Here is a 23,121-nt window from a genome sequence, read left to right on the forward strand (position 1 = left end):
AATCAAATAGATGCATTTTTAAACAGTACGAATTAAACGATAAATTTTTGTTAATGATTAAACTTTTAAATAAAAACATGGTCTTATGTCGATAAAACTTAAAACACTCAAAATGAAAAAATTATTTATCGTAGCATTATTGGTTGTCGGAATGACAAGCTTTGCACAAGAAAGAAAAGCAAAATCAGAAAGAGTTCAAATGGAGCAAATGACTTTAGAACAAAGGAATCAATTGCATCTAAAAAAAATGACTTTAGAATTAGATTTGAATGCTTCTCAACAAAAAGAAATGAGTACACTTATCGCTGAACAAAGTACAAAAAGAGAAGCTAGAATAGCGGAGAGAAAAGCGACTAAAGATTCTGCTAAAAAACAACTTACTTCTGATGAACTTTTTGCCAAAAAAAGCCAAATGTTAGACGATCAAATTATGATGAAAGGGAAAATGAAAAAAATTCTTTCAGCGGATCAGTATAAAAAATGGGATGACATGAAAGGAAAAAGACACAACGGAATGAAAAAAAGAATGATGCATCATAAAGATAGAAAAATAGCAAAAATGGGAGATAAAAAATAATCCATCCACCTGAAATATTTCATCTTATTTCACAAAAAAGCCCCAAATTTTTGGGGCTTTTTTCATTTAAAATGTTTTCGATATTTTATCTATGGCTCGGATGGTAAAATCCAAATCCTCATAGGTTAAAGCATCAGTAATAAACCATGTTTCATAAGCGGAAGGCGCAATATAAATTCCCTCCTGCAATAATCCGTGGAAGAATTTCCTGAATGTTTCGTTATCACCGTTTGCAGCCGTTTGAAAATCAACCACACGGGCAGCGTCAAAGTGAATCGAAATCATTGAGCCAATAGTGTTTATTGTAAACGTAACGTTATTTGCTTTCAGCACTTTGTCAATGCCTGCAGCCAAATACGCTGTTTTGTCTTCTAGTCTTTTAAAAATAGCACGATCACTATCTAAAGCTTGCAACATGGCTAATCCTGCAGCCATTGCCAATGGATTTCCAGATAATGTTCCTGCTTGATAAACAGGGCCTAGCGGAGCCAAATAATCCATGATTTCTGCACGGGCAGCAAAAGCGCCAACAGGCAATCCTCCACCAATTACTTTTCCGAAGCAAACGATATCAGCATTTACATTTAGTAATTCTTGAACTCCACCTGCAGCTAACCTGAATCCTGTCATAACCTCATCAAAGATTAATAGAATATCGTTGTCAGTACACATTTGGCGTAAGCCCTCTAGAAAGCCTTTGTTTGGCGGAATACAACCCATATTCCCTGCAACTGGTTCAACTATTATCGCTGCAATTTCATTTTTATTCGCTTCAATTAAAGCCGCTACATTTTCTAAATCGTTGTATGTTGCCAGCAAAGTATCTTTGGCCGTTCCTGCAGTAACTCCCGGACTATTTGGCGAACCAAAAGTGATTGCTCCACTTCCTGCTTGGATTAAAAAAGAATCCGAGTGACCGTGATAACAACCTGCAAACTTGATTATTTTATCTTTTTTGGCAAATCCACGAGCAAGCCTGACTGCACTCATACAGGCTTCGGTACCGGAATTTACAAATCTAATTTTATCGATATTTGGAACCATCGCAACAGCTAAAGCTGCAATTTGGGTTTCCAATTCTGTTGGCATTCCAAACGAGGTTCCTAGCTTTGCTTTCTCAATCACGGCTTGTACAACTGGTTCGTAAGCGTGTCCTAAAATCATTGGTCCCCAAGAATTGATATAATCAATTAACCGGTTTCCGTCTTCATCGTACAAATAAGCCCCTTTGGCACTTTTTACAAAAATTGGCGTTCCGCCTACTGCTTTAAATGCTCTTACCGGCGAATTCACGCCTCCTGGAATTACTTTTTCTGCCTCAGCAAAAAGCTGACTACTTCTTTTATATAACATTTATGAATTATGAGTTATCGTTATTTTTATTTAGTTTACTACTAACCTTTGTCCAATCGAAAGTGTATTGTCCGAAAGATTGTTTTTTTGTTTTAGATCTTCAATCCTTAATTCGAATTTTTTCGAAATAGAATACAGCGTATCGCCTTTTTGAACGACATAAGAAGCCAGGCTATTACTGACTATAGTTCTGGATTCAATTGTTAATTCCTCCACCAGTTGTTTTTCATTCGAAACATAATTGACATCTAAAACCTGATTGTCATATTGATCCAAATTGTAGCGCTCAATATAAGAAATTAATTTATCCGGATATTTCGGGTCTGTTGCATATCCTGCTGCTCTTAGGCCTTTTGCCCACGCTTTATAATCGCCTTTTGAAAATCCGAAGAGCTTAGCATACCTGCTTCTTCCCGTTAGGAACAAAGCGTGATCTTTGAATGACTCCGAAGGATTATCATATTTCCTAAAGCATTCCTGCGCTGAATCATCATCGTGTTTCACACTTTCTCCTGTCCAGCCAACATGGCATTTTATGCCAAAATGATTGTTTGCGTCTTTTGCTAAATCACCTCTTCCGGCTCCTGATTCTAAAATTGCCTGAGCTAAAATAATACTTGCCGGAATACCATAATTTCTCATGTTTCCCATTGCAATATCCTTAAATTGATAGATATAAGTTGTAATCACATCATTGGTGACAGCTGTTCTTGAAGTTGAAACGATAACTTCCGTTTTACCATTGTTGTGTTCTTTCCCTGCTGATTTTTCAGTGACAGGCCTAACTGTTTTAGTTTTTTTTCCATACCCTTTTTTAGTGGTCGAAGTAACTTTTGATTTTGAAGGCGCTTTTTTTGTAGTTACAATAACTGGTTTAGTGGCATTACAACTTACCAAGGTTATTAGTATGAATAGCAGTAGGATTTTTTTAATCATTGATCTCAATTATTGGTAATTTTTTGTTTCGCAGTTTCATATTCATTCCCTGAATTCCCTGAATTCCACCCGTATGAATTAGTAAAATTTTTGATTGAGCGGGAAAAAAATTTTTTTGTATTAAATCAATAACGCCAAAAACCATCTTTCCAGTATAAATAGGGTCCAAAGGAATTTTATTTTTTTGGTAAAAAGAGTTTATAAATCCGATTAATACTTCATTTACTTTTCCGTAGCCTCCAAAATGATAGTCCGTTAATAGTTCCCAATTCTCCTTATTGACAAAACTACGAATTTCCTCTTTCAAAAAATCACCTTTTAAAGCCGGAAATCCTAAAACTTTTTGATGCGGCAAAGCGCTGTTTATAATTCCGGAAATAGTTCCTCCAGTTCCTATTGAGCAACAAATATAATCAAATTCAGCATCTTCCGGAGTTAGAATTTCTTGACACCCTTTGATTGCTAGCGCATTTGTCCCGCCTTCCGGTATCAAATAAAAATCGCCAAATTTTGCTTTTAAATTTTCGATAAAAGACAATTCACTTTTCAATCGATATTCTTCCCGAGATATAAATTCCAATTGCATTCCGCAATTTTCAGCAAATGACAACGTAGGATTCTCCGATATTTTACTCCCTAATTCATCGCCACGAATTATCCCGATGGTTTTAAATCCCTTTTCTTTTCCTGCATAAGCTACTGCTGCAATATGATTCGAAAAGGCACCACCAAAAGTCAGCAGTGTTTTGTACTGCTGCGTTTCAGCTTGCAACAGATTGTATTTCAGTTTTCTGAATTTATTTCCGGAAACAAAAGGATGAATCAAATCCTCTCTTTTGATAGTCAAAGAAATAGCGTTTGGAAATAATAGTGGTAGCTGTTGATTCAATCGAAATGGTTTTGGGACAAAGATAAAGTTTATATATAAAAAAATGCAACCTTTAGAGATTGCATTTTTTTATCCTTTTCAGGTTGTATTAGTTTTTAACGATAATTTTATGTCCAACCTCTATTTTATCTTTTGTAACCAATTTTACGATGTAAATTCCATCACGAAGTCCTACAGTAGAAAACTCATAGTTTGCACTTGTTTCTAAATTTTCTTTACTGAAAATTAATTTTCCGGCGACATCGTATAAACCACAAGTAGAAAGATCCAACAGCAATGGATTATTGATTTTTAGTTTCTTAGCTGCATTATTTTGATAAATCACAAAATTTTCACGTGCTTCCTCATCAACTCCTAAACTAGAATTATTTTTAAATGTAATTTCAAACTGGGTGTTGTTGACACCGGCTGGCAATGACAATTCATGAAAATTATTTTTGATATCAAAATAACTATCCGCTTCTTTGTCATGCAAATAAATAGTTTCAGCCTCTGTGAAATTCAAAATTTCTTTCACCGTAATTTTATAACTGGCTGGTTTGTCATTTTTAAAACCTATAGGAATTTTTTTATCCCTGTCAAAACGAATTGCACTTATAACAAACTCAGAATCTTCCAAGACAAAATAAATATCTGCCGGAGTACTGTCACTAGAAGACATGGCATCCATAGCCCGATCAATACCATCAGTAGCTTCAGGAATTAATGCCAAAGCCAATTGACGTACACCTTGATTGTTCATCAATGTATTAAATCGGATTTGCGGAGTAATTACTAAACTATCCGTTGCTGGATCTAATCTGGACTCTATTGAAGTCTTACGTTCTGTATTATTTTTTGTTTTAGAAACACCCATTGTTCTTTGAATAGCCTCATTACTTGCTATTTCTTTAACAAATCTTCTGTAGCTGTTTTTCATCTCAACAAAACCGTTTGCTAAGCCATCAATCAAAAAACCTTGTCCAATTGGAGAAAAACGTCGCTGATAATCTCCTCCTGTTACTCCGGCAGTCCCTTCATTTCCAGAACCGTCATACGAATAAAAAGTAGCTGGCACATAAATTCCCGTACTTCCTAAATCACCTGGAGAAAAGGCACCATAACCTCCTTTATAATCCGCTATATAATGTGAATTCACTGTCGCATCTTGTTCCCAAAAATAGGCGATTCCGGTACAGTTTGTTTCAGCCAGTAAAAAAGCTGATAAATCAATTGCGGATGGGTACGGATTTCCAGTCAATGTAAATTGCTCAACTGCAACAGGTATTGCAATCGTTCCGTCATTTGGTTTTCCTCTAAAATCATAGCGCTGTTGACTTCCCGGATTATTTTGAACGCCGTTTACAGTAAATCCATTTGTCCCTGATGTTCCTTTCATTGTAAAACCTTCCCCTGCGTTCAAACTGGCACTAGATCCTACTTGAACCCAATTAGAATATTCTGAAGAGGCTATTAATTTATTGATCCAAAATGGCGCGATCGCTAAAGGACTTGCCATACCATTATAATTATTCATTGACAAAATTGACGGTTCTTTAAAAGCAATTAAACCATCAACATCCTTGAGCTGAGTTATTCCAAAAGGGGAATTCCCTACAGCATCAATAAATCCGCCTACCGGCGAACACCAATAGTCATATTGAAAATTATTAGTTGTTCCCTCCTGAAAAACAGACAAACTACCCGACCCTTTATTTGTCCCCGTTGAAGTTGCCCCTTGTATTAACTGTCCGTTTTCCCTCAAATAGAAATTACTGTTGGCAGCGTTCAATTCTAATTCATGTTCTATGTAAACAACTTCATTATTCGCAAAAACATAACTCGAAGGACCAACATACATTTGAGCATTTAAATTGTTTTGCAAAAAAATCACAGCAATAACTACCACGACCTGTTTTAGTATATTTGAGTTCATAAGCATATATATTAAATTGATTTCTAAACTATTTGTTTTAAAATGAAATTCGTGCTTACTATCTTAAAAGAACAAAGAAGAATACTTTCTGCAGAATAAAAATATTTAAAATCAAGGTTTTTGCCACCCTTAAATCCAATCTTATCTATTTTCATATAAAGTTACAAAAAAAACAACATAGGTATCAATATAAAAATCGATAAAAAGTATAAATAATCGATTAAATACATCTTTTTTAATTTTAAATAATCTATTTCTTTCAAAAAAATAAAAACACAAATCGATGGTTTTACAAAAATGATTACCGATAAAATTTTCAAATAAAAGGTTGCTTTCAGTATACCATGCTGGTTTAAAGTAGAGCATTTGAATGCAAAAATCTTAAATAAAAATTCAGAAAGTAGTCAAAATTATTTTTTATACAAGTATTTCAAAAAATCTAAAAAAGACCTGTTTTTCAAATGTTCGAAGTCATTTTCCTTACCATAAGCTTCTCTTTCAAAACTGATGTTTCTGTAGGCCAAATTTGCATTACGATACTGAACTAACCGAACAAGATATTCTACTAAATACCACATAAAAAAAGGAAGTATTAATAATTCAAGCTGTTGACGAAGATGGATTCTTTCGTGATTGACTAAAATTATATTTTGTTTGTCTTCCGGGTATTTTACAAAAACAAATGGAAATACTGTTAAACCGCGAAATCCTTTGGGAATTAAATATTTAGCAACAATCAGAAACATTCGCTATAAAATTTATAAATTTGTATTGATAAAATGGTTGTATTTAATGACAAAATCAACGGTTTGAGTTGACTTTGCTGAATCATAAAACCATCTGAATTTTACGATAGAACATTCCCAAATATGATTGACCAAAGTAATGAAAATAAATTGACAGAAGGCGAAGATTTCTACTACACGCCTGAAGGCTACAAATGTTTTACTGAAAAATACCATTTAAAAAGGGGTTATTGCTGTAAAAGTGGTTGTCGCCATTGTCCGTACGGTTTTGATAAAAAAACAGGAACAAATAAAAAGTAAACAGTGTTCAGTCGCAGTTCTTCAGTTTAATTAACTGATTCAAAAACACATTTACCATAATAAAATACACACCTAACAAATGACCTTCCAAGAACAAATACAACAAGGAATTCCAGTGGTTTTACCAAAACCAAAACCATACGAAACAGACATCAATCACGCACCAAAGCGTAAAGAAATCCTTTCGACAGCAGAAAAAAAACTGGCGTTGCGCAATGCCTTACGTTATTTTGAACCGCAACATCACACTGAATTAATCAAAGAATTTTTGCAAGAATTGGAAACCTACGGCCGTATTTACATGTACCGTTTGCGTCCGGATTATAAAATGTATGCACGACCAATTGCTGAATATCCTGGAAAATGCGAACAGGCCAAAGCAATTATGCTGATGATTCAAAACAATCTGGATTACGCCGTAGCACAACATCCGCATGAATTGATTACCTATGGCGGGAATGGAGCCGTTTTTCAAAACTGGGCACAGTATTTATTGACGATGCAATATTTATCGGAAATGACTGATGAGCAAACCTTGACCATGTATTCCGGTCACCCAATGGGATTATTCCCTTCGCACAAAGAAGCTCCACGAGTTGTCGTGACAAACGGAATGGTAATTCCTAATTATTCTAAACCGGACGATTGGGAAAAAATGAATGCATTGGGCGTTTCTCAATACGGACAAATGACGGCAGGAAGTTACATGTATATTGGTCCGCAAGGAATTGTACATGGGACAACCATAACCGTTCTGAATGGTTTTCGTAAAATAAAACGCAGTCCAAAAGGCGGCTTATTTGTCACTTCCGGTTTGGGCGGAATGTCTGGAGCGCAACCTAAAGCCGGAAATATTGCTGGTTGCATCACCGTTTGTGCCGAAGTAAACCCAAAAATAACGCACATTCGCCACAGCCAGGGTTGGATCAATGAAGTCATTGATAATGTAGATAAATTGGTACAAAGAGTCACTTTGGCGCAAGCCAATAATGAAATTGTTTCCATCGGATATCTTGGAAATGTAGTAGACGTTTGGGAAAAATTTGATCAGGAACATATTCATATTGATTTGGGATCCGATCAAACTTCCTTGCATAATCCTTGGGCGGGCGGTTATTATCCTGCTGATATTTCCTTCGAAGAAGCAAATAAAATGATGGCTACTGATCCTGATGTATTCAAAATAAAAGTACAGGAAACATTACGCAGACACACCACTGCTATCAATAAACATACTGCCAAAGGAACATATTTCTTTGATTATGGAAATGCTTTCTTACTGGAGGCTTCCCGAGCCGGTGCTGATGTCATGGCGGAGAATCAGATCGATTTCAGATATCCTAGTTATGTACAGGATATCATGGGACCCATGTGTTTTGATTATGGTTTTGGCCCTTTCCGATGGGTTTGTGCTTCGGGGAAACCGGAAGATTTAGCCAAAACAGATGCAATCGCCTGCCTAGTCTTGGAAGAAATGGCAAAAACTGCTCCCGAAGAAATTCAGCAGCAAATGCAGGATAACATTCATTGGATAAAAGGCGCTGAGGAAAACAAACTGGTGGTGGGTTCTCAAGCCCGGATCTTATATGCGGATGCCGAAGGGCGTGTGAAAATTGCTGAAGCATTTAATCAGGCTATTGCCAAAGGCGAAATAGGGACTATCATTTTGGGTCGCGATCACCACGATGTTTCCGGCACGGATTCTCCGTACAGGGAAACTTCAAATATCTATGACGGCTCAAGATTTACAGCTGATATGGCAATACAAAACGTAATTGGAGACAGCTTTCGAGGTGCCACTTGGGTATCCATTCACAATGGCGGTGGCGTAGGCTGGGGAGAGGTAATTAACGGCGGTTTTGGTATGGTTCTTGATGGTTCCAAAGAAGCCTCAAGACGCTTAGCAGCAATGCTTTTCTGGGATGTGAACAACGGAATTTCGAGAAGAAGCTGGGCCAGAAATGAGGGTGCCTTATTTGCCATAAAAAGAGCGATGGAGACACAACCTTTATTGAAAGTAACCATCCCTAATATAGTTGCCGACAATTTGTTGGATTTTTAAAAATTTGAACGTATCTTTAGTAGACATTTAGTAATCAAAAAAACTGACCATGAAAGCAATGAAACTCCTCCCCGCATTTCTACTTTTAGTATTTGCCTCTTGCAGTTCCGTAAGAGTATATTCTGATTTTGACAACAAAGTTGATTTCAGCCAATACAAAACCTATGCTTTTCACAAACGAGGTATTGATAAAGTAGAAATATCAGAATTAGATAAGAAAAGAATTCTTAATGCTATAGATAAAGAACTAAGCCGTAAAGGAATGACCAAAAGTGAAAATCCGGATTTACTGATTAATATACTTACCAAAGAAAGAGAACGAATAGACGTAAACCAATACAACGCCGGTTGGGGTTATGGATGGGGTTGGGGATGGAATCCTTACTTGTGGGGAGGTCGCAGCAGTTTTGTTTCTTCATCAACCGAAGGGACTTTGTATATTGATTTAATTGATGCCAAGAAAAAAGAATTGGTTTGGCAAGGCGAAGGAGTTGGTTATTTGACAGAAACACGTAGTGAAAAAGAAAAACAAATCAACGAATTTGTAGCCAAAATTTTAGAGCAATTCCCGCCTAAAGCAAAATAGTTTCCGATTGCCTTTCAACATAAAAGCCTACCTTTGCGTAGGCTTTTTTTATACCCAATCATGGCAATACAAACAGACATTACTACGCTCGAAGATATCAAATTACTGGTAGATACTTTTTATTCCAAAGTTCAAAAAGACGAATTTATTGGACCTATATTCAACGAAAAAATAGGCGATCGCTGGCCGGAACATCTGGAAAAAATGTACCGTTTTTGGCAGACTATTTTACTCGAAGTACATTCGTATTCCGGAAGTCCATTTCCTCCTCACAAACAATTACCGGTTGCCAAAGAACATTTTGACCGCTGGATGGAAATTTTTACGGAAACTACCAATACTTTATTCGTTGGTCCATTAGCCGAAGAAGCCAAACTACGCGCTAAAAACATGGCTGAAATGTTTAATTACAAAATTGACTATTTTCGCAATCTTGAAAAAAACCAAACGAACAATTCATAATTTTTAAAATCTGTTCCTTTTTGCAAACAGCAACCCATTCCTTTATGCGTAAATTATTATTTCTTGCAGTATTTCCAGCTTTTCTATTTTCTTGTTCCAATTTAAAACAAACCGCTGAGAACAAGGCAACGCCAAGTTTAAAGCTAATCAGTTCGATTGAAATTCCTTTTGATGAAACAGTCCAGAACACAAAAGTGGGTGGTTTATCCGGAATAGATTATGATGCAAAAAACGATTTGTACTATTTAATCAGTGACGATAGATCGATGTTTAACGATTCCAGATTTTATACCGCAAAAATTAATTTGTCTGAAGACAAGATAAAAAGTTTTGCTTTTCAAAACGTAACTTATTTGAAAGATGAAACCGGAAAAGCGTATGAAAATTGGAACACCATGCCATCTACTTCGGCAGACCCGGAAGACATCCGATTCAATCCAAAAACAAATACTTTAATGTGGAGTAGCGAAGGTGCACGAGTAATAACTGCACAGAAAGAAGTTTTACAGAATCCTTCGTTAAATTTCATGGATTTAAAAGGTAATTTTCTTGGAAATGTTACACTTCCTGAAAATTTAAAAATGCAGCAACAAGAAAAAGGTCCGAGAAACAACGGCACTTTAGAAGGAATAACTTTTGATAAAGACTACAAGAATATTTACTCCAACATTGAAGAACCTTTATTTGAAGATGGCGACCAGGCCAATACCAGCAAGGGAGGTTTAATCCGATTATATCAATTTGATACCAAAACAAAAAAGAACATCGCTCAGTACGGTTATCAACTAGAACCTATTGCTCGTGAACCCAATCCTAAAGGAGCTTTTGCTGTAAATGGCGTTTCGGCAATTCAGTATTATGGTAAAAATCAGTTATTGGTAATCGAACGCTCCTACTCGACCGGAACGCAAGCCTGCACGGTAAAAGTGTTTTTGTGTGATTTGAAAAAGGCAACGAATGTAAAAAATTACAACTCATTGCAAAATCAAAAACTGGAATTGGCTTCTAAAAAACTGATTCTAAACATGGATGATTTGGGGATTTTCATTGATAATATTGAAGGACTTACTTTTGGACCGAAATTGGTAAATGGCAATCCATCCATTATTTTTGTTTCGGATAATAATTTTTCTGATAAACAGAAAACACAGGTTTTGGTGTTTGAGTTAGTGAAGTAGTAAATCCAAAAAAATATCTTTCAATACCCAACTCCCCTAGCCCCGATTGCAATGAAAAGCTTTTTGCGAAAGCCGTTTTTATTTTTCTTATTTATAAAAAGCGACCAAAGGAAGCTCTTTTATGAACGTTAGAAAAACAAACGGGTTTGCAAAAACTTGCAATGAAAAGCGGGAAATCGCTCCTGAAATTCGTACTTTTGCAGTAGAACTACAACGTTTTCGATATGAACTCAACTATAGAAAGCAATCCGTTATTAGACCGATTGCCAAAGCACTTAAAACAATTCATTAAACCTCAGGATTATAGCGATTACACGCCCATAAATCAAGCAGTTTGGCGTTATGTGATGCGCAAAAATGTAGCTTATTTATCAAAAATAGCTCACAGTTCCTACTTGGAAGGATTGAAAAAAACAGGAATCGAGATTGACAATATTCCTAGTATGTATGGTATGAACCGTATTTTGACCGAAATAGGCTGGGCAGCGGTTGCGGTTGACGGATTTATTCCACCTAACGCTTTTATGGAATTTCAAGCCTATAATGTGCTTGTAATTGCATCTGACATTCGCCAACTCGAACATATAGAATATACGCCTGCACCAGATATTATACATGAAGGTGCTGGTCACGCGCCCATTATTGCCAATCCTGAATATGCGGAATACCTGCGCCGTTTTGGAGAAATAGGTTGTAAAGCAATTTCTTCGCATAAAGATTACGAAATGTATGAGGCCATCCGACTACTTTCGATTGTAAAAGAAGCCGAAGGAACACCACAAGCTGTTATTGATGCTGCAGAAAAAGCGGTGGAAGATTTACAGAATAATATGGGCGAATTATCAGAAATGGCACAAATCAGAAACCTGCATTGGTGGACTGTGGAATACGGACTAATTGGAACGGTAGAAAACCCTAAAATTTACGGTGCCGGCTTGTTGTCTTCCATTGGCGAAAGCGCACATTGCATGACAAACGAGGTCAAGAAAATCGCCTACGACTTATCAGCAGCTAATCAAAATTTTGATATTACCAAGCTCCAACCACAACTCTATGTCACACCAACATTTGCCTATTTAAATTTGGTTTTAGAGGAATTTGCTAATAAAATGGCACTAAGAACCGGAGGCTTATCCGGAATAGAAAAATTGATAGACTCAAATGCTCTGGGAACTATTGAATTGAGTACGGGTTTACAAATTTCAGGTGTTTTCAGTTCCGTAATTGCAAACGAAGGCAAACCAATTTATATACAAACCATAGGAAAAACGGCTTTAGCTTCACGCGAAAAAGAACTGGTTGGTCATGGAACTGCTGCACATGCGAAAGGTTTTGGCAGCCCCATTGGAAAACTGTCAGGAATCAATCTAGCGATCGAAGATATGAGTCCAAAAGACTTGAATGCCTACGATATATTGGAATCTAAAAAAGTCAAACTGGAGTTTGAAGGCGGAATTACTGTCGCAGGCACAATTATAACCGGGTCCAGAAACCTACAAGGCGAAATTATTTTGATTCGTTTGAAAAACTGTACCGTAACACACGGAGAAACAATTTTGTTTCAACCAGAATGGGGCATTTACGATATGGCTGTGGGTAAAAAAGTAATTTCGGCGTTTTCAGGTCCTGCTGATGTGAATAGTTTTGATTTGATTTCGCATCTTCCCTCCAGCAAAACAATCAAAGTGGAACAAACAGTTGAACGCACAAATCTAGAGGTTTTATACCAAACGATTCGAAACATAAGAAAAACTAAAGATACAGAAACATCCTTGGAACCCATATTCAAAAATTTACAAACTAATCATCCAAAAGATTGGTTGGCAACTGTTGAAATTACAGAACTTTTGAAGGACAGAAACGAACCACAATTGCTACAGGAAACTTTGGTTTATCTGGATCACTTGAAAACCATCAGACCCGAAGTAGCGCATTTGATTGCAGGTGGTTTGGATTTGATTTTTGATAAGGAGAAAGCGTAAAAAAATACAACACGAATTTTCACTAATTAATTTGTGAAAATTCGTGTTTGAAAATTTTATTAAAGTTTTATTTGCTTTCTAAAATCTTTCTCGCTTTCGATTACTTTTCCTTCATATTGTAACTTCCAACCCATAGTATTGGTCAAAATTAATATTTTAGATAATTCACTTATCAAGCGATTTTGAGCATTCGTCTTAAGGGATGACTTTTCTATTTTTTTAGCTAAATTTGACTTTACGGATTTGTTGATTCTATTGTAGTCATCTCCCGTAAACGGATTTAATTTGCTTTGCTCGACATCATAAAATTGAATATCAGGGCTGATTTTTATTTCTTCTTTTGGAATACTTACAATCGTAATGGTTTTGTTTATTTCATCAATATCGTATTTCATTTTATGCAAATCGTATGCGACCGTCACATCGGCATTGACAACAATCAGCGCTTTTTTCTCAAAAGATAGCATATCCATTAAGTACTTTTGCTGATTTTTATAAGTAATCACTTCAGAGAAATGACCTTCTGTAACCACTAATTTTCCAACATTTAAAATTTGTTGTTGTATGAGATTCGTGTTGTATTGAATATCATCATCTTCATCATTCTTTTTGAAATCACAAAACTTGAACAATAAAAATATTCCACCAATAACTCCTATTCCAATAAGTATTTTTCTAAGCATAATTAAAATTTCATGAATGAATATTGTGATTCTAATGTACCAATTTTTTTTCTGAGATTGGAGGTAAATTTTAAGTGACTTTCAGAATTTGGGTTAAAAGGTTTGTGCGAAAGGCTCTTCTGAACGACCTCTACCTCATCCATCGTAGCAAAAGCAGTTTCAGAAATGGTAGTCTCCTTAAAACGTTTCCAAATATAATTGATTGCCACTTGATTGGGATGTAACATATCTTCTGCATAAAAACGATAATCCCTAAGTTCATCCATCATAATTTCGTAAGAAGGAAAGTACTCAGTCTTCAGTTTGCAGTGTTCAGCGCTCAAAACCCTGTGAATAGCCGAAATCGCGTTAGATTTGCTCCATTGATTTTCAATAAAACCGTCTTTGATGTGACGCACCGGCGAAACCGTGAAGATAATGTTGCAACTAGGATTTATAGAGTGGATTAATTTTATTGTATTTGAGATACTTTTTTCTATTTCTTCAACAGAAAGTAATTCTTTCTTGAACTGTTTTTGTGGCACTTTATGGCAATTGGCCACAATAGAATCACTTTCTATATTTCGATACACCCATGAAGTTCCGTAAGTGATGACTAAATGTGTTACTTCAGTTATTTGTTGGTTTGTTGATTTTATTATTGCGTTTAATGACGCTAATAATTCCTCATTACTTGAAGTACTCAAATCTGAATGTACATCAAAACAATGCCAACGCTCATTGTGAAAAAAAATATCGTTTTCTGTAAATTGCTTTCCGGAAACAACGAAATCTATCAATTTTTCAATTGCCAACGGATGAAATAAAATTCCAACTGGATTACAACTATTTTGAAATTTAAAATAGTCCAGTTTCTCCGCCATATTTACCGCAAAACAGGAACCTAAAGACATAATTTTCGAATTATAATCTATTGGATAAGTAGTTTTAAGAATGGGAATTAGAGTTCTGAATTGCATTGCCTTTGTATTTACTGCAAATTTCAATAATTTTAGCGAATTAAATGAAGTTTAGTGATTTTTTCATCACCATTAAAAAATCCTTTCAGCGTATAAAATTCTGAAAGGGTTTCTTAAACCTATAATCTTAAATGCTTATTCGTAAAAGTATTGAAAAGTTACATCATGGATATTATTTCCATTATAAATATAAAACTCTTTCATCTCACTTGGATATCCATTAGCACTATAAGTATATTGATTGTATCTAAAGAAAGAGCCTGAAATGTTAGATTTCAGAATGTTATTAAACCTATTCAAATGGTATCGTAATGTGGAAGCATTATAAAGAGGAGCAATCTCTTGAAACATAATTTTATTTAAACCTAAAACATCTTTCTTGGGGTTCGATTTTATATCGTACTCAAAACTGCCAAAAAGAGAATTAGCATCCAAAGACTCTGATTTAACAAGATTTTTATTTGTATCAAAAGAAAATTTACCTTCCCATATTTGAGTTTCTATATTATCTCTAGAATCACTGGAATACATTTTACAACTAACCGTATTAGCATCTAGTTTATTATAAACCAATCTCAAAATACCTTTAAACGTATCAAAATATTGTTCTCTGGTCGAAGAAATTAACTCTTCGTTACTGTTGTACAAAAAATCTGTTTTAAGAACAAGCTTATCTTGATTACCAAAAATATTTTTTACTTTTATACTGGTAATTAAATTACCACTGTAGGTGTATTCAGTTTTGTATTGATACAAAAAGCCTATATTTCCGACTACCGAAAAATCTTTTTTTGCAGTAACTTCACTAACAATTTTATTTCCATTATAAACAAAATCAGTCGTGCTGATTTCTTTTCCATCCTTATCTAATTCAATAATTTTTTTAACGAGCACAGCTGATGGAGTTGCAGGTGTATCAGTTTCACCACTATCGCTTGAACAAGATGATAAAACTAACATCAAAACACCTAAAATTAAATTTATTATTTTCATTTTATAATTTTTAATAAATTAACTGATAAAAAAACAATTTAACACTATTAATTGCATAAAAAAACTCAAATATCCTGTTCCTAAGATATTTGAGTTTTGATTTACATCGTGTTTTATAAGTAAATATTTGTTACAATAACACCAGTATTCTGTTTTCAAATAACCAACATTTCCATCATCAAAAATTGCTGTTTCTGAAACCCGTTCCGTAGGGTAATTATCTAAATCGTATGTATAAGAGCTTTTATATAAAATAGCTGACGATGCTATGTGGACATCTTTTGAAACACTTGTAATCACGGTACTAATTATATTATTATTCAGTGAAATTTTTTCGTTTTGATTTAATAATTCTTTGAAACCCTTAATGTGAAACAATGGTTTTTTCTTGAGATCATAATCATAACTTACGCTGTAATTCGCAATAACACCCGGGTTAGCCTTATCTAATATTCTATCGTCTTTAATTAAATTTTCATTTTCAAAATACAATGTTCCGTGAAATTCTTTTACTTGCTGGTTCGCTGAAATAATCGTGAATCTTTCATAAGACACCGTGTTGTCGGAGTTATGAATATAGTTGATTCTGTAATTACCTAAAGATTGAATTCCGGACAATTTACTTTTTAGATAACTGTATTCAATCGTCTCTAAAAGCTGATTTTTTTTATCTAAAGTTATAGTTTTTGTGATTAAACCATCGCTATATGTAAAGGCAGTACGTTTCTGAGCCCCATCAATACTCACGATCTCATTGTCATTATAAGTGAATACAGTAGTTTCTGAAGTGCCTTTCTCATTTGTCTCCACAACTTTTATTAGCCATTTCGAATTATCTTCAGAATCATTTGAACACGAAGAAAGTGTCATTACAAAAACCGACAAAACCCAAAGTAGCACTATTTTATTTTTCATAATAAACCAATCACTCCTAGCATTTAATTTTTGGCACAAAAGTCTGCAAACCTAATCTAATGAAATTTCTACTACAAATTCATCGTTATAATCCTTATTTTTCGGTTAAACTACTCCTTTTTAAACGTGCCCCAGTGCCAGATAAATACTCAAAACAAGATTTCTAGCAAAAAAACAAACCCTTTTAAAACTTAAGTCTTAAAAGGGTTTATCAATATAAAAATAAATTTGTTCTACTTTACAAACTCAACTGCTTTTTCCAAAGCTTGTTGAATTCCTGCGACATTCTTTCCTCCTGCTGTTGCAAAAAATGGTTGTCCCCCGCCGCCACCTTGGATAAATTTACCCAATGCACGAACTACCTGTCCCGCATTTAGGTTTTTCTCCGCCACTAATTCTTTAGAAACATAACAGGTTATCATTGGTTTTTCATCGTCAGCTGTAGCCAAAACCAAAAATAAGTTGTTCCCTAATTTCCCTAATTCGTGAGCCAGATCTTTTGCTCCCTCCGGATTCAAATCGACTTGTTTAGCTAAGAATTGAACACCGTTTATTTCCTGAATTTCAGCAACTAAACTCGCTTTCAAATTTTTGACTTTATCTTTTACCAAAGCCTCAATTTGTTTCGCTAATTTGGTATTTTCTTCTTGCATCGAATAAACGGCTTTCAGAATATCCTGAGGATTTTTCAAAGCTGTTTTCACTTCATTCAATGTGTTTTCATACGAAGCAAAATGTGCTTTAACCGCATCACTTGTAATCGCTTCGATACGACGAATTCCTGCAGCAACCGCTCCCTCAGAAACGATTTTGAAGTGCCAGATTTCAGCGGTGTTTTTCACGTGAATTCCTCCACATAATTCAATGCTTTCGCCAAATTTAATCGCACGAACCTCATCGCCATATTTTTCTCCAAAAAGTGCCATTGCTCCTTCTTGAACTGCTTGCGCAAAAGGAATATTTCTCCTTTCGATAAGTGGTAATTGTTCCTGGATTCTTGCATTTACAAAATCTTCCACTTGTTGTAATTCAGTTTCTGTCATTTTAGCAAAATGCGAAAAGTCAAAACGCAAATAGTTTGGATTTACCAAGGAACCTTTTTGTTCTACATGTGTTCCTAAAATACTTCTCAAGGCTTGGTGCATCAAATGCGTAGCCGAGTGATTTCTAGAAGATAAACTTCTCAAATCCTGATTCACTTTAGCCACAAAACCAGCGTTTACATTTTCCGGTAATTTTTTTGCATAATGCAAAATCAGGTTATTTTCTTTTTTTGTATCAATGATTTCAATCGTTTCGTTTGCAGAAACCAATGTTCCTTTATCGCCTACTTGTCCACCACCTTCAGGATAGAATGGAGTATTATCTAAAACGATTTGATATAAAACCCCATCCTTTTTACTATCCACTTTACGAATACGAGTAATTTTTACATCACTTTCTGATTGATCATAGCCTACAAATGTTTCCACATTTCCAGGAATCAATACAGACCAATCTTCAGTAGAAACTTCTGATGCAGCACGAGAACGATTTTTTTGTTCTTGCATCGCTGCGTTAAAACCAGCTTCGTCCAATTCAAATCCTTTTTCTCTTAGGATTAATGCGGTCAAGTCAATTGGAAATCCGAAAGTATCGTATAATTCAAATGCTTTTGTTCCTGAAATCCTCCCCAACCCTTCCGCAGGAAGGGCTTTTTCCTCTTCGATAACTTTATCTAATAATTGTAAACCTTGGTCTAAAGTTCTTAAGAAAGAAGCTTCTTCTTCACGAATTACATTTGTAACCAATTGTTGTTGCGATTTGATTTCCGGAAAAAACTCCCCCATTTGATTTGCTAAAACACCAACCAATTGATTGATGAAAGGTTCTTTGATATTCAAGAATGTAAATCCGTAACGAATTGCACGACGCAAAATTCTACGAATTACATAACCAGCGCCAGTGTTAGATGGTAATTGACCGTCAGCAATAGCAAAAGCTACCGCACGAACGTGATCGACCACTACACGAATAGCAATATTAGTTTTATTCTGATCTTCGGTAATATTTAAAACTTCGTTTAAAGTGTATTTTAATCCTGTAATTTGCTCTACTTTTTCAATAAGCGGTGTAAAAACATCGGTGTCATAATTCGAAGTTTTTCCTTGTAATGCCATACACAAGCGCTCAAATCCCATTCCGGTATCCACGTGTTTTGCAGGTAATTTTTCAAGAGATCCATCGGCTTTACGGTTGAACTCCATAAATACATTATTCCAGATTTCAACAACTTGCGGATGGTCATTGTTTACTAAACTTTTTCCTGAAACTAACGCTTTTTCTGCTGCAGAACGAATGTCAACATGAATTTCTGAACAGGGTCCGCAAGGTCCTTGATCTCCCATTTCCCAGAAGTTGTCTTTCTTGTTTCCAAGGATAATTCGGTCTTCGTCGATCAATTCCCTCCAAATATCCCAAGATTCCTGATCAAATGGTACGTTTTCGCTTGGATTTCCTTCAAATACGGACACGTATAAATTTTCTTTTGGGATTTTATACACTTCTGTCAAAAGTTCCCATGCCCAGTTGATGGCTTCTTTTTTGAAATAATCACCAAAAGACCAGTTTCCTAACATTTCAAACATGGTGTGGTGATAGGTATCAAAACCTACATCCTCTAAATCATTATGTTTTCCTGAAACACGAAGACATTTTTGCGTATCGGCTATTCTGGTGCTTTTTGGCGTTCCGTTGCCCAGAAAATATTCTTTAAACTGCGCCATTCCTGAGTTGTTGAACATCAATGTTGGATCATCCTTGAGAACAATTGGTGCCGATGGAACGATCAAATGTCCTTTTGAAGCGAAAAAATCCAGAAATTGTTTACGTACGTCTTGTGATTTCATTATTAATTTTAGTTTAAAGTTTAAGGTTTAAAGTTAATTAGCCCAGAAACTATATCTTTTTACTATTTATTTTATGCCCCAGATAAAAGTGAAAAGCTTCGAGATTTATACCTCACCTTTTTCTTGAGATGGCAGAGCGACCGGAGGAAGCTCCTGCTGGCTCATTAGAAAAAAAGAGGTAGGAACGAGAACTTGCAACGAATAGCTGGAATAGGCACATTATTTTATTTATTCCTAAAAAAAGGAGGTAACAAATGAAACATTTCTTAAATTTGTTAATCTAACCTTTTACAAAGTGCAAAAATAGGGTATTTTAAAATATGTCGAAAGTAAAATATTATTACGATTCTGAAAATCTAGCGTACAGGAAAATAAAAACACGAAAAAGAAGAAAATTTGGTGTTATTGTCCTGTTTTTGTTAGCATCAGGCTTATTTGGTTTTTTGAGTTTTGTTATTTTATTAAACACTCCTTATTTTGAAACGCCAAAAGACAGGTTACAAGCACGTGAAATTGAAAATTTACGATTGAATTATGCAATTTTAAATAAGAAAATGGATCAGGTAAATACGGTAATTGAAGCTATTGAGGAGAGAGATAATAATTTGTACCGTGTGTATTTTAATAAAGCTATAATTCCTGATTCGATACGCAAAGCAGGGTTAAGGGGAAAAGATAGGTATCAAATATTAGAAGGGTACGATAATTCCCAATTGGTAACAAATACCACAAAAAGGATTGATATTCTTAGCAAGGAACTTGCAATCCAATCTAAATCATTGGATGTTATTTTGAAATTGGCCGTTGCTAAAAGTGATTTTTTGTCAGCCATTCCTGCCATTCAGCCAGTACGTAATGAAAATTTAAAACGATTAGCATCTGGTTTTGGTTATCGAACAGACCCATTTACAAAAGTGAGAAAAATGCATGAAGGAATGGACTTTACAGCTAAAACAGGAACTCCAATTTATGCAACCGGCGATGGAATAGTTGCACAAGCAGACAATACCGCCTCGGGATATGGAAATCATATTGTAATTCGGCATGGATTTGGATACGAAACGCTGTATGCACATTTGAGCAAATACAAAACACGAGCTGGACAACGGGTAAAACGGGGTGATGTGATAGGTTACGTAGGAAGCACCGGAAGATCCGAAGCACCTCATCTGCATTACGAAGTTCACAAAGATAACAAAGTGGTAAACCCACTTAATTTTTATTACGGAAACATTTCGGCAGTGGAGTATGTTGTTATTGCAAAATTAGCAAACCAAGAAAATCAATCACTCGATTAGTCCAAAATAGTATTCAGTGTTTAGTTTGCATTATTTAAACAAAAGAAAAAAATAGTATTCAGTGACCATTCAATTGAACAAAAAAGGAAAAAACAGATATGCACATTGCTCTTTCTAAAGATAAAAGATATTACAGTATTGGCGAAGTAGCCAAGGCTTTTGCCGTAAATGCATCACTGATTCGTTTTTGGGATAGTGAATTTGATATTTTGAAACCAAAAAAAAATGCTAAGGGAAATCGAATGTTTACACCCGAGGATATTACGAATTTACAATTGATTTATCATTTAGTCAAAGAAAGAGGATTCACCTTAGAGGGAGCCAAAACCCATTTAAAAGAAGGGCAAAAGAAAACCTTAGATAAATTTGAAATAATTAGAAAATTAGAAACGATACGCACACAATTAACTAACATTAAAAACGAACTTTAAAATGCAATGGCACATAAAGTTGCAAGAAGTCAATCAAAACTAAATAACAAACATTAAATTAAACAAACATGAAAAGATTTTTGCCTTGGATTATCGTAGGAGTTATTATTATTGGACTATACAGTTGGGTTAAAGGAATTAACAATACTGCGGTAACGATGAATCAAACAGTAGAACAATCATGGGGTGATGTTCAAACGGCTTACCAAAGAAGAAATGACCTTATTGGAAATTTAGTAAATACTGTAAAAGGAGCTGCTGACTTTGAAAAAAGCACCTTAACTGCGGTTATTGAAGCACGTGCAAAAGCGACCTCAACTACTATTGATCCCACCAATATTACACCGGAACAATTAGCGGAATTCAATAAAGCACAAAGCGGTGTAAGCAGTTCTTTGTCCCGATTACTTGTATCGGTAGAGCGTTATCCTGAGCTGAAAGCCAACCAGAATTTCTTGAAATTACAAGATGAATTGGCTAGTACTGAAAATCAGATTCTAACGGCAAGAACGCGTTTCAACGAAGCAGTGAAACCTTATAATTCGCATATAAAAACGTTTCCAAATAGCTTATTTGCAGGAATGTTTGGCTTTAAAGAAAAAGCATATTTCACGGCTGTAGAAGGAGCGGACACCCCTGTCGAAGTACAATTCTAAAGTCGCTAATCTGCTTAGGAAAATTTAAATAAAAATAAAAAATGTCAAAAGCAACAGAATTATTAACACGTGAAGAAGAGCAAGAAATTGTTGAAGCCATACGCATGGCTGAAAAAAACACTTCTGGTGAAATTCGTGTTCACATAGAAAAAACAACTTCCATGGATACATATGAACGTGCTATGGAGGTTTTTCATGAACTTAAAATGGATGAAACCGAACTTAAAAACGGTGTTTTAATTTACTTGGCAGTAGATGATCATAATTTTGTAATTTGTGGTGACCAAGGTATCAACAATGTTGTTCAGGATGACTTTTGGAATAGCACCCGAGACCTAATGATCGTTCATTTTAAAACCGGCAATTTCAAACAAGGACTCATTGATGGAATAATCAAGGCCGGCGAACAATTACAAAGTTATTTTCCTTGGCTAGAGGGAGATACTAATGAATTATCAAACGAAATATCAAAAGGATAATGCTATTACAAAAAAAGAATACCTTAATTCGCTTAACGTTATTTGTTTTTCTGTTATTCACACAAATTAGTTTTGCGCAATTTACCATTCCTGAAAAACCAACTTTACAAACCTCTGTATATGATTATGCCAAGGTTTTAAGCGCAACGGAAAAAACACAATTAGAAGAAAAACTGATCAAATATGCTGATTCTACCACAACCCAAATTGTAGTAATCACAATCGAGAACCTTAAAGGAGAAGATGTAAGTCAAGTAGCAACGCGATGGGCGCAGACATGGGGAATTGGAGGAACTGCAAAACAAGATAATGGTGTCATTATTTTACTCTCTAAAGCCGAAAGAGCAATAGCTATCAACCCAGGATATGGACTAGAAGATCGATTAACAGCTGGTATTGGTGGAGAAATAATCAGAAATATTATTATACCTGAATTTAAAACCGGAAGTTATTTCAGTGGACTTGACAAAGGGACAGATGCATTAATTGATGTTTTCAAAGGCAAATATAAAGGAGTCCGCAAACAAAATCAGAAAGGAAAAGATTTTCCAATTCTTCCCATTATAATCATCGTAATTGTGATTCTGGTTTTAATATCCAGAAATAAAGGTGGTGGTGGAAATTCTGGAAATTCTGGCAGAGGCGGTCCAAGCTTGCTCGATGTCATTATTTTGAGTAGTCTTGCTGGTGGCCGAGGAGGCGGTGGTTTTGGAGGAGGATCTTCAGGAGGTGGCGGTGGTTTTGGCGGCGGTTTTGGCGGTGGAGGTTTCTCTGGCGGCGGCTCAAGCGGTAACTGGTAATCTCTATTTTTAAAAAACACGAATACCCTATCA

Annotated in this window: 22 protein-coding genes; 12 read left to right on the forward strand and 10 right to left on the reverse strand. The window is 35.3% G+C overall.

Annotated features, from left to right (window positions below; genetic code table 11):
- The first annotated feature begins 112 nt into the window (after window positions 1-112).
- Window positions 113-577 carry a hypothetical protein gene (locus ACEN2F_RS03155; RefSeq protein ID WP_441735968.1) on the forward strand — a complete coding sequence of 155 codons (465 nt, stop codon included), beginning with the start codon at window positions 113-115 and terminating at the stop codon, window positions 575-577.
- 66 nt (window positions 578-643) lie between these two features.
- Here the strand turns inward: ACEN2F_RS03155 and hemL are convergent, their stop codons facing one another.
- The 5 genes from hemL to ACEN2F_RS03180 all read right to left on the reverse strand — a co-directional run bounded on the left by hemL (window position 644) and on the right by ACEN2F_RS03180 (window position 6,416).
- Window positions 644-1,930 (reverse strand): glutamate-1-semialdehyde 2,1-aminomutase, encoded by a 1,287-nt coding sequence (gene hemL, locus ACEN2F_RS03160; protein WP_441735971.1) that lies wholly within the window; start codon window positions 1,928-1,930, stop codon window positions 644-646.
- A 30-nt stretch (window positions 1,931-1,960) separates the two neighbouring features.
- Window positions 1,961-2,866: a glucosaminidase domain-containing protein gene (locus tag ACEN2F_RS03165; protein ID WP_441735973.1), complete on the reverse strand. Its 906-nt coding sequence runs from the start codon at window positions 2,864-2,866 to the stop codon at window positions 1,961-1,963.
- A complete protein-coding gene (locus ACEN2F_RS03170; protein WP_441735976.1) occupies window positions 2,859-3,755 on the reverse strand; it encodes a 1-aminocyclopropane-1-carboxylate deaminase/D-cysteine desulfhydrase in 897 nt (298 codons plus the stop codon). Before ACEN2F_RS03170 ends, ACEN2F_RS03165 begins: the two co-directional genes overlap by 8 nt.
- An 88-nt stretch (window positions 3,756-3,843) precedes the next feature.
- The gene (locus tag ACEN2F_RS03175; protein ID WP_441735979.1) at window positions 3,844-5,670 is read right to left on the reverse strand and encodes a T9SS type A sorting domain-containing protein; all 1,827 of its coding nucleotides are present in this window, start codon (window positions 5,668-5,670) and stop codon (window positions 3,844-3,846) included.
- 410 nt (window positions 5,671-6,080) lie between these two features.
- A complete protein-coding gene (locus tag ACEN2F_RS03180; RefSeq protein WP_441735982.1) occupies window positions 6,081-6,416 on the reverse strand; it encodes a hypothetical protein in 336 nt (111 codons plus the stop codon).
- 123 nt (window positions 6,417-6,539) lie between these two features.
- On the opposite strand from ACEN2F_RS03180, the gene ACEN2F_RS03185 reads away from it, so the two are divergent.
- From ACEN2F_RS03185 to ACEN2F_RS03210, 6 genes are all read left to right on the forward strand, one after another.
- Window positions 6,540-6,716 (forward strand): DUF5522 domain-containing protein, encoded by a 177-nt coding sequence (locus tag ACEN2F_RS03185; protein ID WP_441735985.1) that lies wholly within the window; start codon window positions 6,540-6,542, stop codon window positions 6,714-6,716.
- 79 nt (window positions 6,717-6,795) lie between these two features.
- Window positions 6,796-8,778: a urocanate hydratase gene (locus ACEN2F_RS03190; protein WP_441735988.1), complete on the forward strand. Its 1,983-nt coding sequence runs from the start codon at window positions 6,796-6,798 to the stop codon at window positions 8,776-8,778.
- 49 nt (window positions 8,779-8,827) lie between these two features.
- Window positions 8,828-9,364, forward strand: coding sequence for a DUF4136 domain-containing protein (locus tag ACEN2F_RS03195; protein ID WP_441735990.1), 537 nt, complete (start codon window positions 8,828-8,830; stop codon window positions 9,362-9,364).
- 60 nt (window positions 9,365-9,424) lie between these two features.
- Window positions 9,425-9,826, forward strand: coding sequence for a group III truncated hemoglobin (locus tag ACEN2F_RS03200; RefSeq protein ID WP_441735992.1), 402 nt, complete (start codon window positions 9,425-9,427; stop codon window positions 9,824-9,826).
- 20 nt (window positions 9,827-9,846) lie between these two features.
- A complete protein-coding gene (locus tag ACEN2F_RS03205; RefSeq protein ID WP_441735994.1) occupies window positions 9,847-11,004 on the forward strand; it encodes an esterase-like activity of phytase family protein in 1,158 nt (385 codons plus the stop codon).
- 224 nt (window positions 11,005-11,228) lie between these two features.
- Window positions 11,229-12,986, forward strand: a complete 1,758-nt coding sequence (locus ACEN2F_RS03210) for an aromatic amino acid hydroxylase (RefSeq protein WP_441735996.1) — start codon at window positions 11,229-11,231, stop codon at window positions 12,984-12,986.
- A gap of 59 nt (window positions 12,987-13,045) precedes the next feature.
- On the opposite strand, the gene ACEN2F_RS03215 is transcribed toward ACEN2F_RS03210, so the two are convergent.
- From ACEN2F_RS03215 to alaS, 5 genes are all read right to left on the reverse strand, one after another.
- Window positions 13,046-13,669: a DUF4230 domain-containing protein gene (locus tag ACEN2F_RS03215; RefSeq protein ID WP_441735997.1), complete on the reverse strand. Its 624-nt coding sequence runs from the start codon at window positions 13,667-13,669 to the stop codon at window positions 13,046-13,048.
- A 2-nt stretch (window positions 13,670-13,671) separates the two neighbouring features.
- Entirely contained in the window at window positions 13,672-14,628 is a 957-nt protein-coding gene (locus ACEN2F_RS03220) for a GSCFA domain-containing protein (protein WP_441736000.1), read from the reverse strand.
- Between the two features lie 135 nt (window positions 14,629-14,763).
- Entirely contained in the window at window positions 14,764-15,621 is an 858-nt protein-coding gene (locus ACEN2F_RS03225; RefSeq protein WP_441736002.1) for a hypothetical protein, read from the reverse strand.
- An 18-nt stretch (window positions 15,622-15,639) separates the two neighbouring features.
- A complete protein-coding gene (locus tag ACEN2F_RS03230; RefSeq protein WP_441736004.1) occupies window positions 15,640-16,536 on the reverse strand; it encodes a hypothetical protein in 897 nt (298 codons plus the stop codon).
- 233 nt (window positions 16,537-16,769) lie between these two features.
- Window positions 16,770-19,424 carry an alanine--tRNA ligase gene (alaS, locus tag ACEN2F_RS03235; RefSeq protein ID WP_441736007.1) on the reverse strand — a complete coding sequence of 885 codons (2,655 nt, stop codon included), beginning with the start codon at window positions 19,422-19,424 and terminating at the stop codon, window positions 16,770-16,772.
- A gap of 320 nt (window positions 19,425-19,744) precedes the next feature.
- On the opposite strand from alaS, the gene ACEN2F_RS03240 reads away from it, so the two are divergent.
- The 5 genes from ACEN2F_RS03240 to ACEN2F_RS03260 all read left to right on the forward strand — a co-directional run bounded on the left by ACEN2F_RS03240 (window position 19,745) and on the right by ACEN2F_RS03260 (window position 23,088).
- Window positions 19,745-20,722: a M23 family metallopeptidase gene (locus ACEN2F_RS03240; RefSeq protein ID WP_441736010.1), complete on the forward strand. Its 978-nt coding sequence runs from the start codon at window positions 19,745-19,747 to the stop codon at window positions 20,720-20,722.
- A 98-nt stretch (window positions 20,723-20,820) separates the two neighbouring features.
- Window positions 20,821-21,153, forward strand: a complete 333-nt coding sequence (locus tag ACEN2F_RS03245) for a MerR family transcriptional regulator (protein WP_441736012.1) — start codon at window positions 20,821-20,823, stop codon at window positions 21,151-21,153.
- A gap of 68 nt (window positions 21,154-21,221) precedes the next feature.
- A complete protein-coding gene (locus ACEN2F_RS03250; protein WP_441736015.1) occupies window positions 21,222-21,809 on the forward strand; it encodes a LemA family protein in 588 nt (195 codons plus the stop codon).
- Between the two features lie 41 nt (window positions 21,810-21,850).
- The gene (locus ACEN2F_RS03255; RefSeq protein ID WP_441736018.1) at window positions 21,851-22,288 is read left to right on the forward strand and encodes a TPM domain-containing protein; all 438 of its coding nucleotides are present in this window, start codon (window positions 21,851-21,853) and stop codon (window positions 22,286-22,288) included.
- Window positions 22,288-23,088: a TPM domain-containing protein gene (locus ACEN2F_RS03260; protein ID WP_441736021.1), complete on the forward strand. Its 801-nt coding sequence runs from the start codon at window positions 22,288-22,290 to the stop codon at window positions 23,086-23,088. The genes ACEN2F_RS03255 and ACEN2F_RS03260 overlap by 1 nt, the downstream gene beginning before the upstream one ends.
- Window positions 23,089-23,121: the final 33 nt, after the last annotated feature.

This window comes from Flavobacterium sp. W20_MBD1_R3 (assembly GCF_052119725.1).
Taxonomy (GTDB): Bacteria; Bacteroidota; Bacteroidia; order Flavobacteriales; family Flavobacteriaceae; genus Flavobacterium.

Bases quoted from the DNA above. Each gene is read 5' to 3' on its own strand.
- ACEN2F_RS03155 (WP_441735968.1), top strand. From the start codon at position 113: ATGAAAAAATTATTTATCGTAGCATTATTGGTTGTCGGAATGACAAGC.
- hemL (WP_441735971.1), bottom strand. From the start codon at position 1,930: ATGTTATATAAAAGAAGTAGTCAGCTTTTTGCTGAGGCAGAAAAAGTA.
- ACEN2F_RS03165 (WP_441735973.1), bottom strand. From the start codon at position 2,866: ATGATTAAAAAAATCCTACTGCTATTCATACTAATAACCTTGGTAAGT.
- ACEN2F_RS03175 (WP_441735979.1), bottom strand. From the start codon at position 5,670: ATGAACTCAAATATACTAAAACAGGTCGTGGTAGTTATTGCTGTGATT.
- ACEN2F_RS03180 (WP_441735982.1), bottom strand. From the start codon at position 6,416: ATGTTTCTGATTGTTGCTAAATATTTAATTCCCAAAGGATTTCGCGGT.
- ACEN2F_RS03185 (WP_441735985.1), top strand. From the start codon at position 6,540: ATGATTGACCAAAGTAATGAAAATAAATTGACAGAAGGCGAAGATTTC.
- ACEN2F_RS03190 (WP_441735988.1), top strand. From the start codon at position 6,796: ATGACCTTCCAAGAACAAATACAACAAGGAATTCCAGTGGTTTTACCA.
- ACEN2F_RS03195 (WP_441735990.1), top strand. From the start codon at position 8,828: ATGAAAGCAATGAAACTCCTCCCCGCATTTCTACTTTTAGTATTTGCC.
- ACEN2F_RS03200 (WP_441735992.1), top strand. From the start codon at position 9,425: ATGGCAATACAAACAGACATTACTACGCTCGAAGATATCAAATTACTG.
- ACEN2F_RS03210 (WP_441735996.1), top strand. From the start codon at position 11,229: ATGAACTCAACTATAGAAAGCAATCCGTTATTAGACCGATTGCCAAAG.
- ACEN2F_RS03215 (WP_441735997.1), bottom strand. From the start codon at position 13,669: ATGCTTAGAAAAATACTTATTGGAATAGGAGTTATTGGTGGAATATTT.
- ACEN2F_RS03220 (WP_441736000.1), bottom strand. From the start codon at position 14,628: ATGCAATTCAGAACTCTAATTCCCATTCTTAAAACTACTTATCCAATA.
- ACEN2F_RS03225 (WP_441736002.1), bottom strand. From the start codon at position 15,621: ATGAAAATAATAAATTTAATTTTAGGTGTTTTGATGTTAGTTTTATCA.
- ACEN2F_RS03230 (WP_441736004.1), bottom strand. From the start codon at position 16,536: ATGAAAAATAAAATAGTGCTACTTTGGGTTTTGTCGGTTTTTGTAATG.
- alaS (WP_441736007.1), bottom strand. From the start codon at position 19,424: ATGAAATCACAAGACGTACGTAAACAATTTCTGGATTTTTTCGCTTCA.
- ACEN2F_RS03240 (WP_441736010.1), top strand. From the start codon at position 19,745: ATGTCGAAAGTAAAATATTATTACGATTCTGAAAATCTAGCGTACAGG.
- ACEN2F_RS03245 (WP_441736012.1), top strand. From the start codon at position 20,821: ATGCACATTGCTCTTTCTAAAGATAAAAGATATTACAGTATTGGCGAA.
- ACEN2F_RS03250 (WP_441736015.1), top strand. From the start codon at position 21,222: ATGAAAAGATTTTTGCCTTGGATTATCGTAGGAGTTATTATTATTGGA.
- ACEN2F_RS03255 (WP_441736018.1), top strand. From the start codon at position 21,851: ATGTCAAAAGCAACAGAATTATTAACACGTGAAGAAGAGCAAGAAATT.
- ACEN2F_RS03260 (WP_441736021.1), top strand. From the start codon at position 22,288: ATGCTATTACAAAAAAAGAATACCTTAATTCGCTTAACGTTATTTGTT.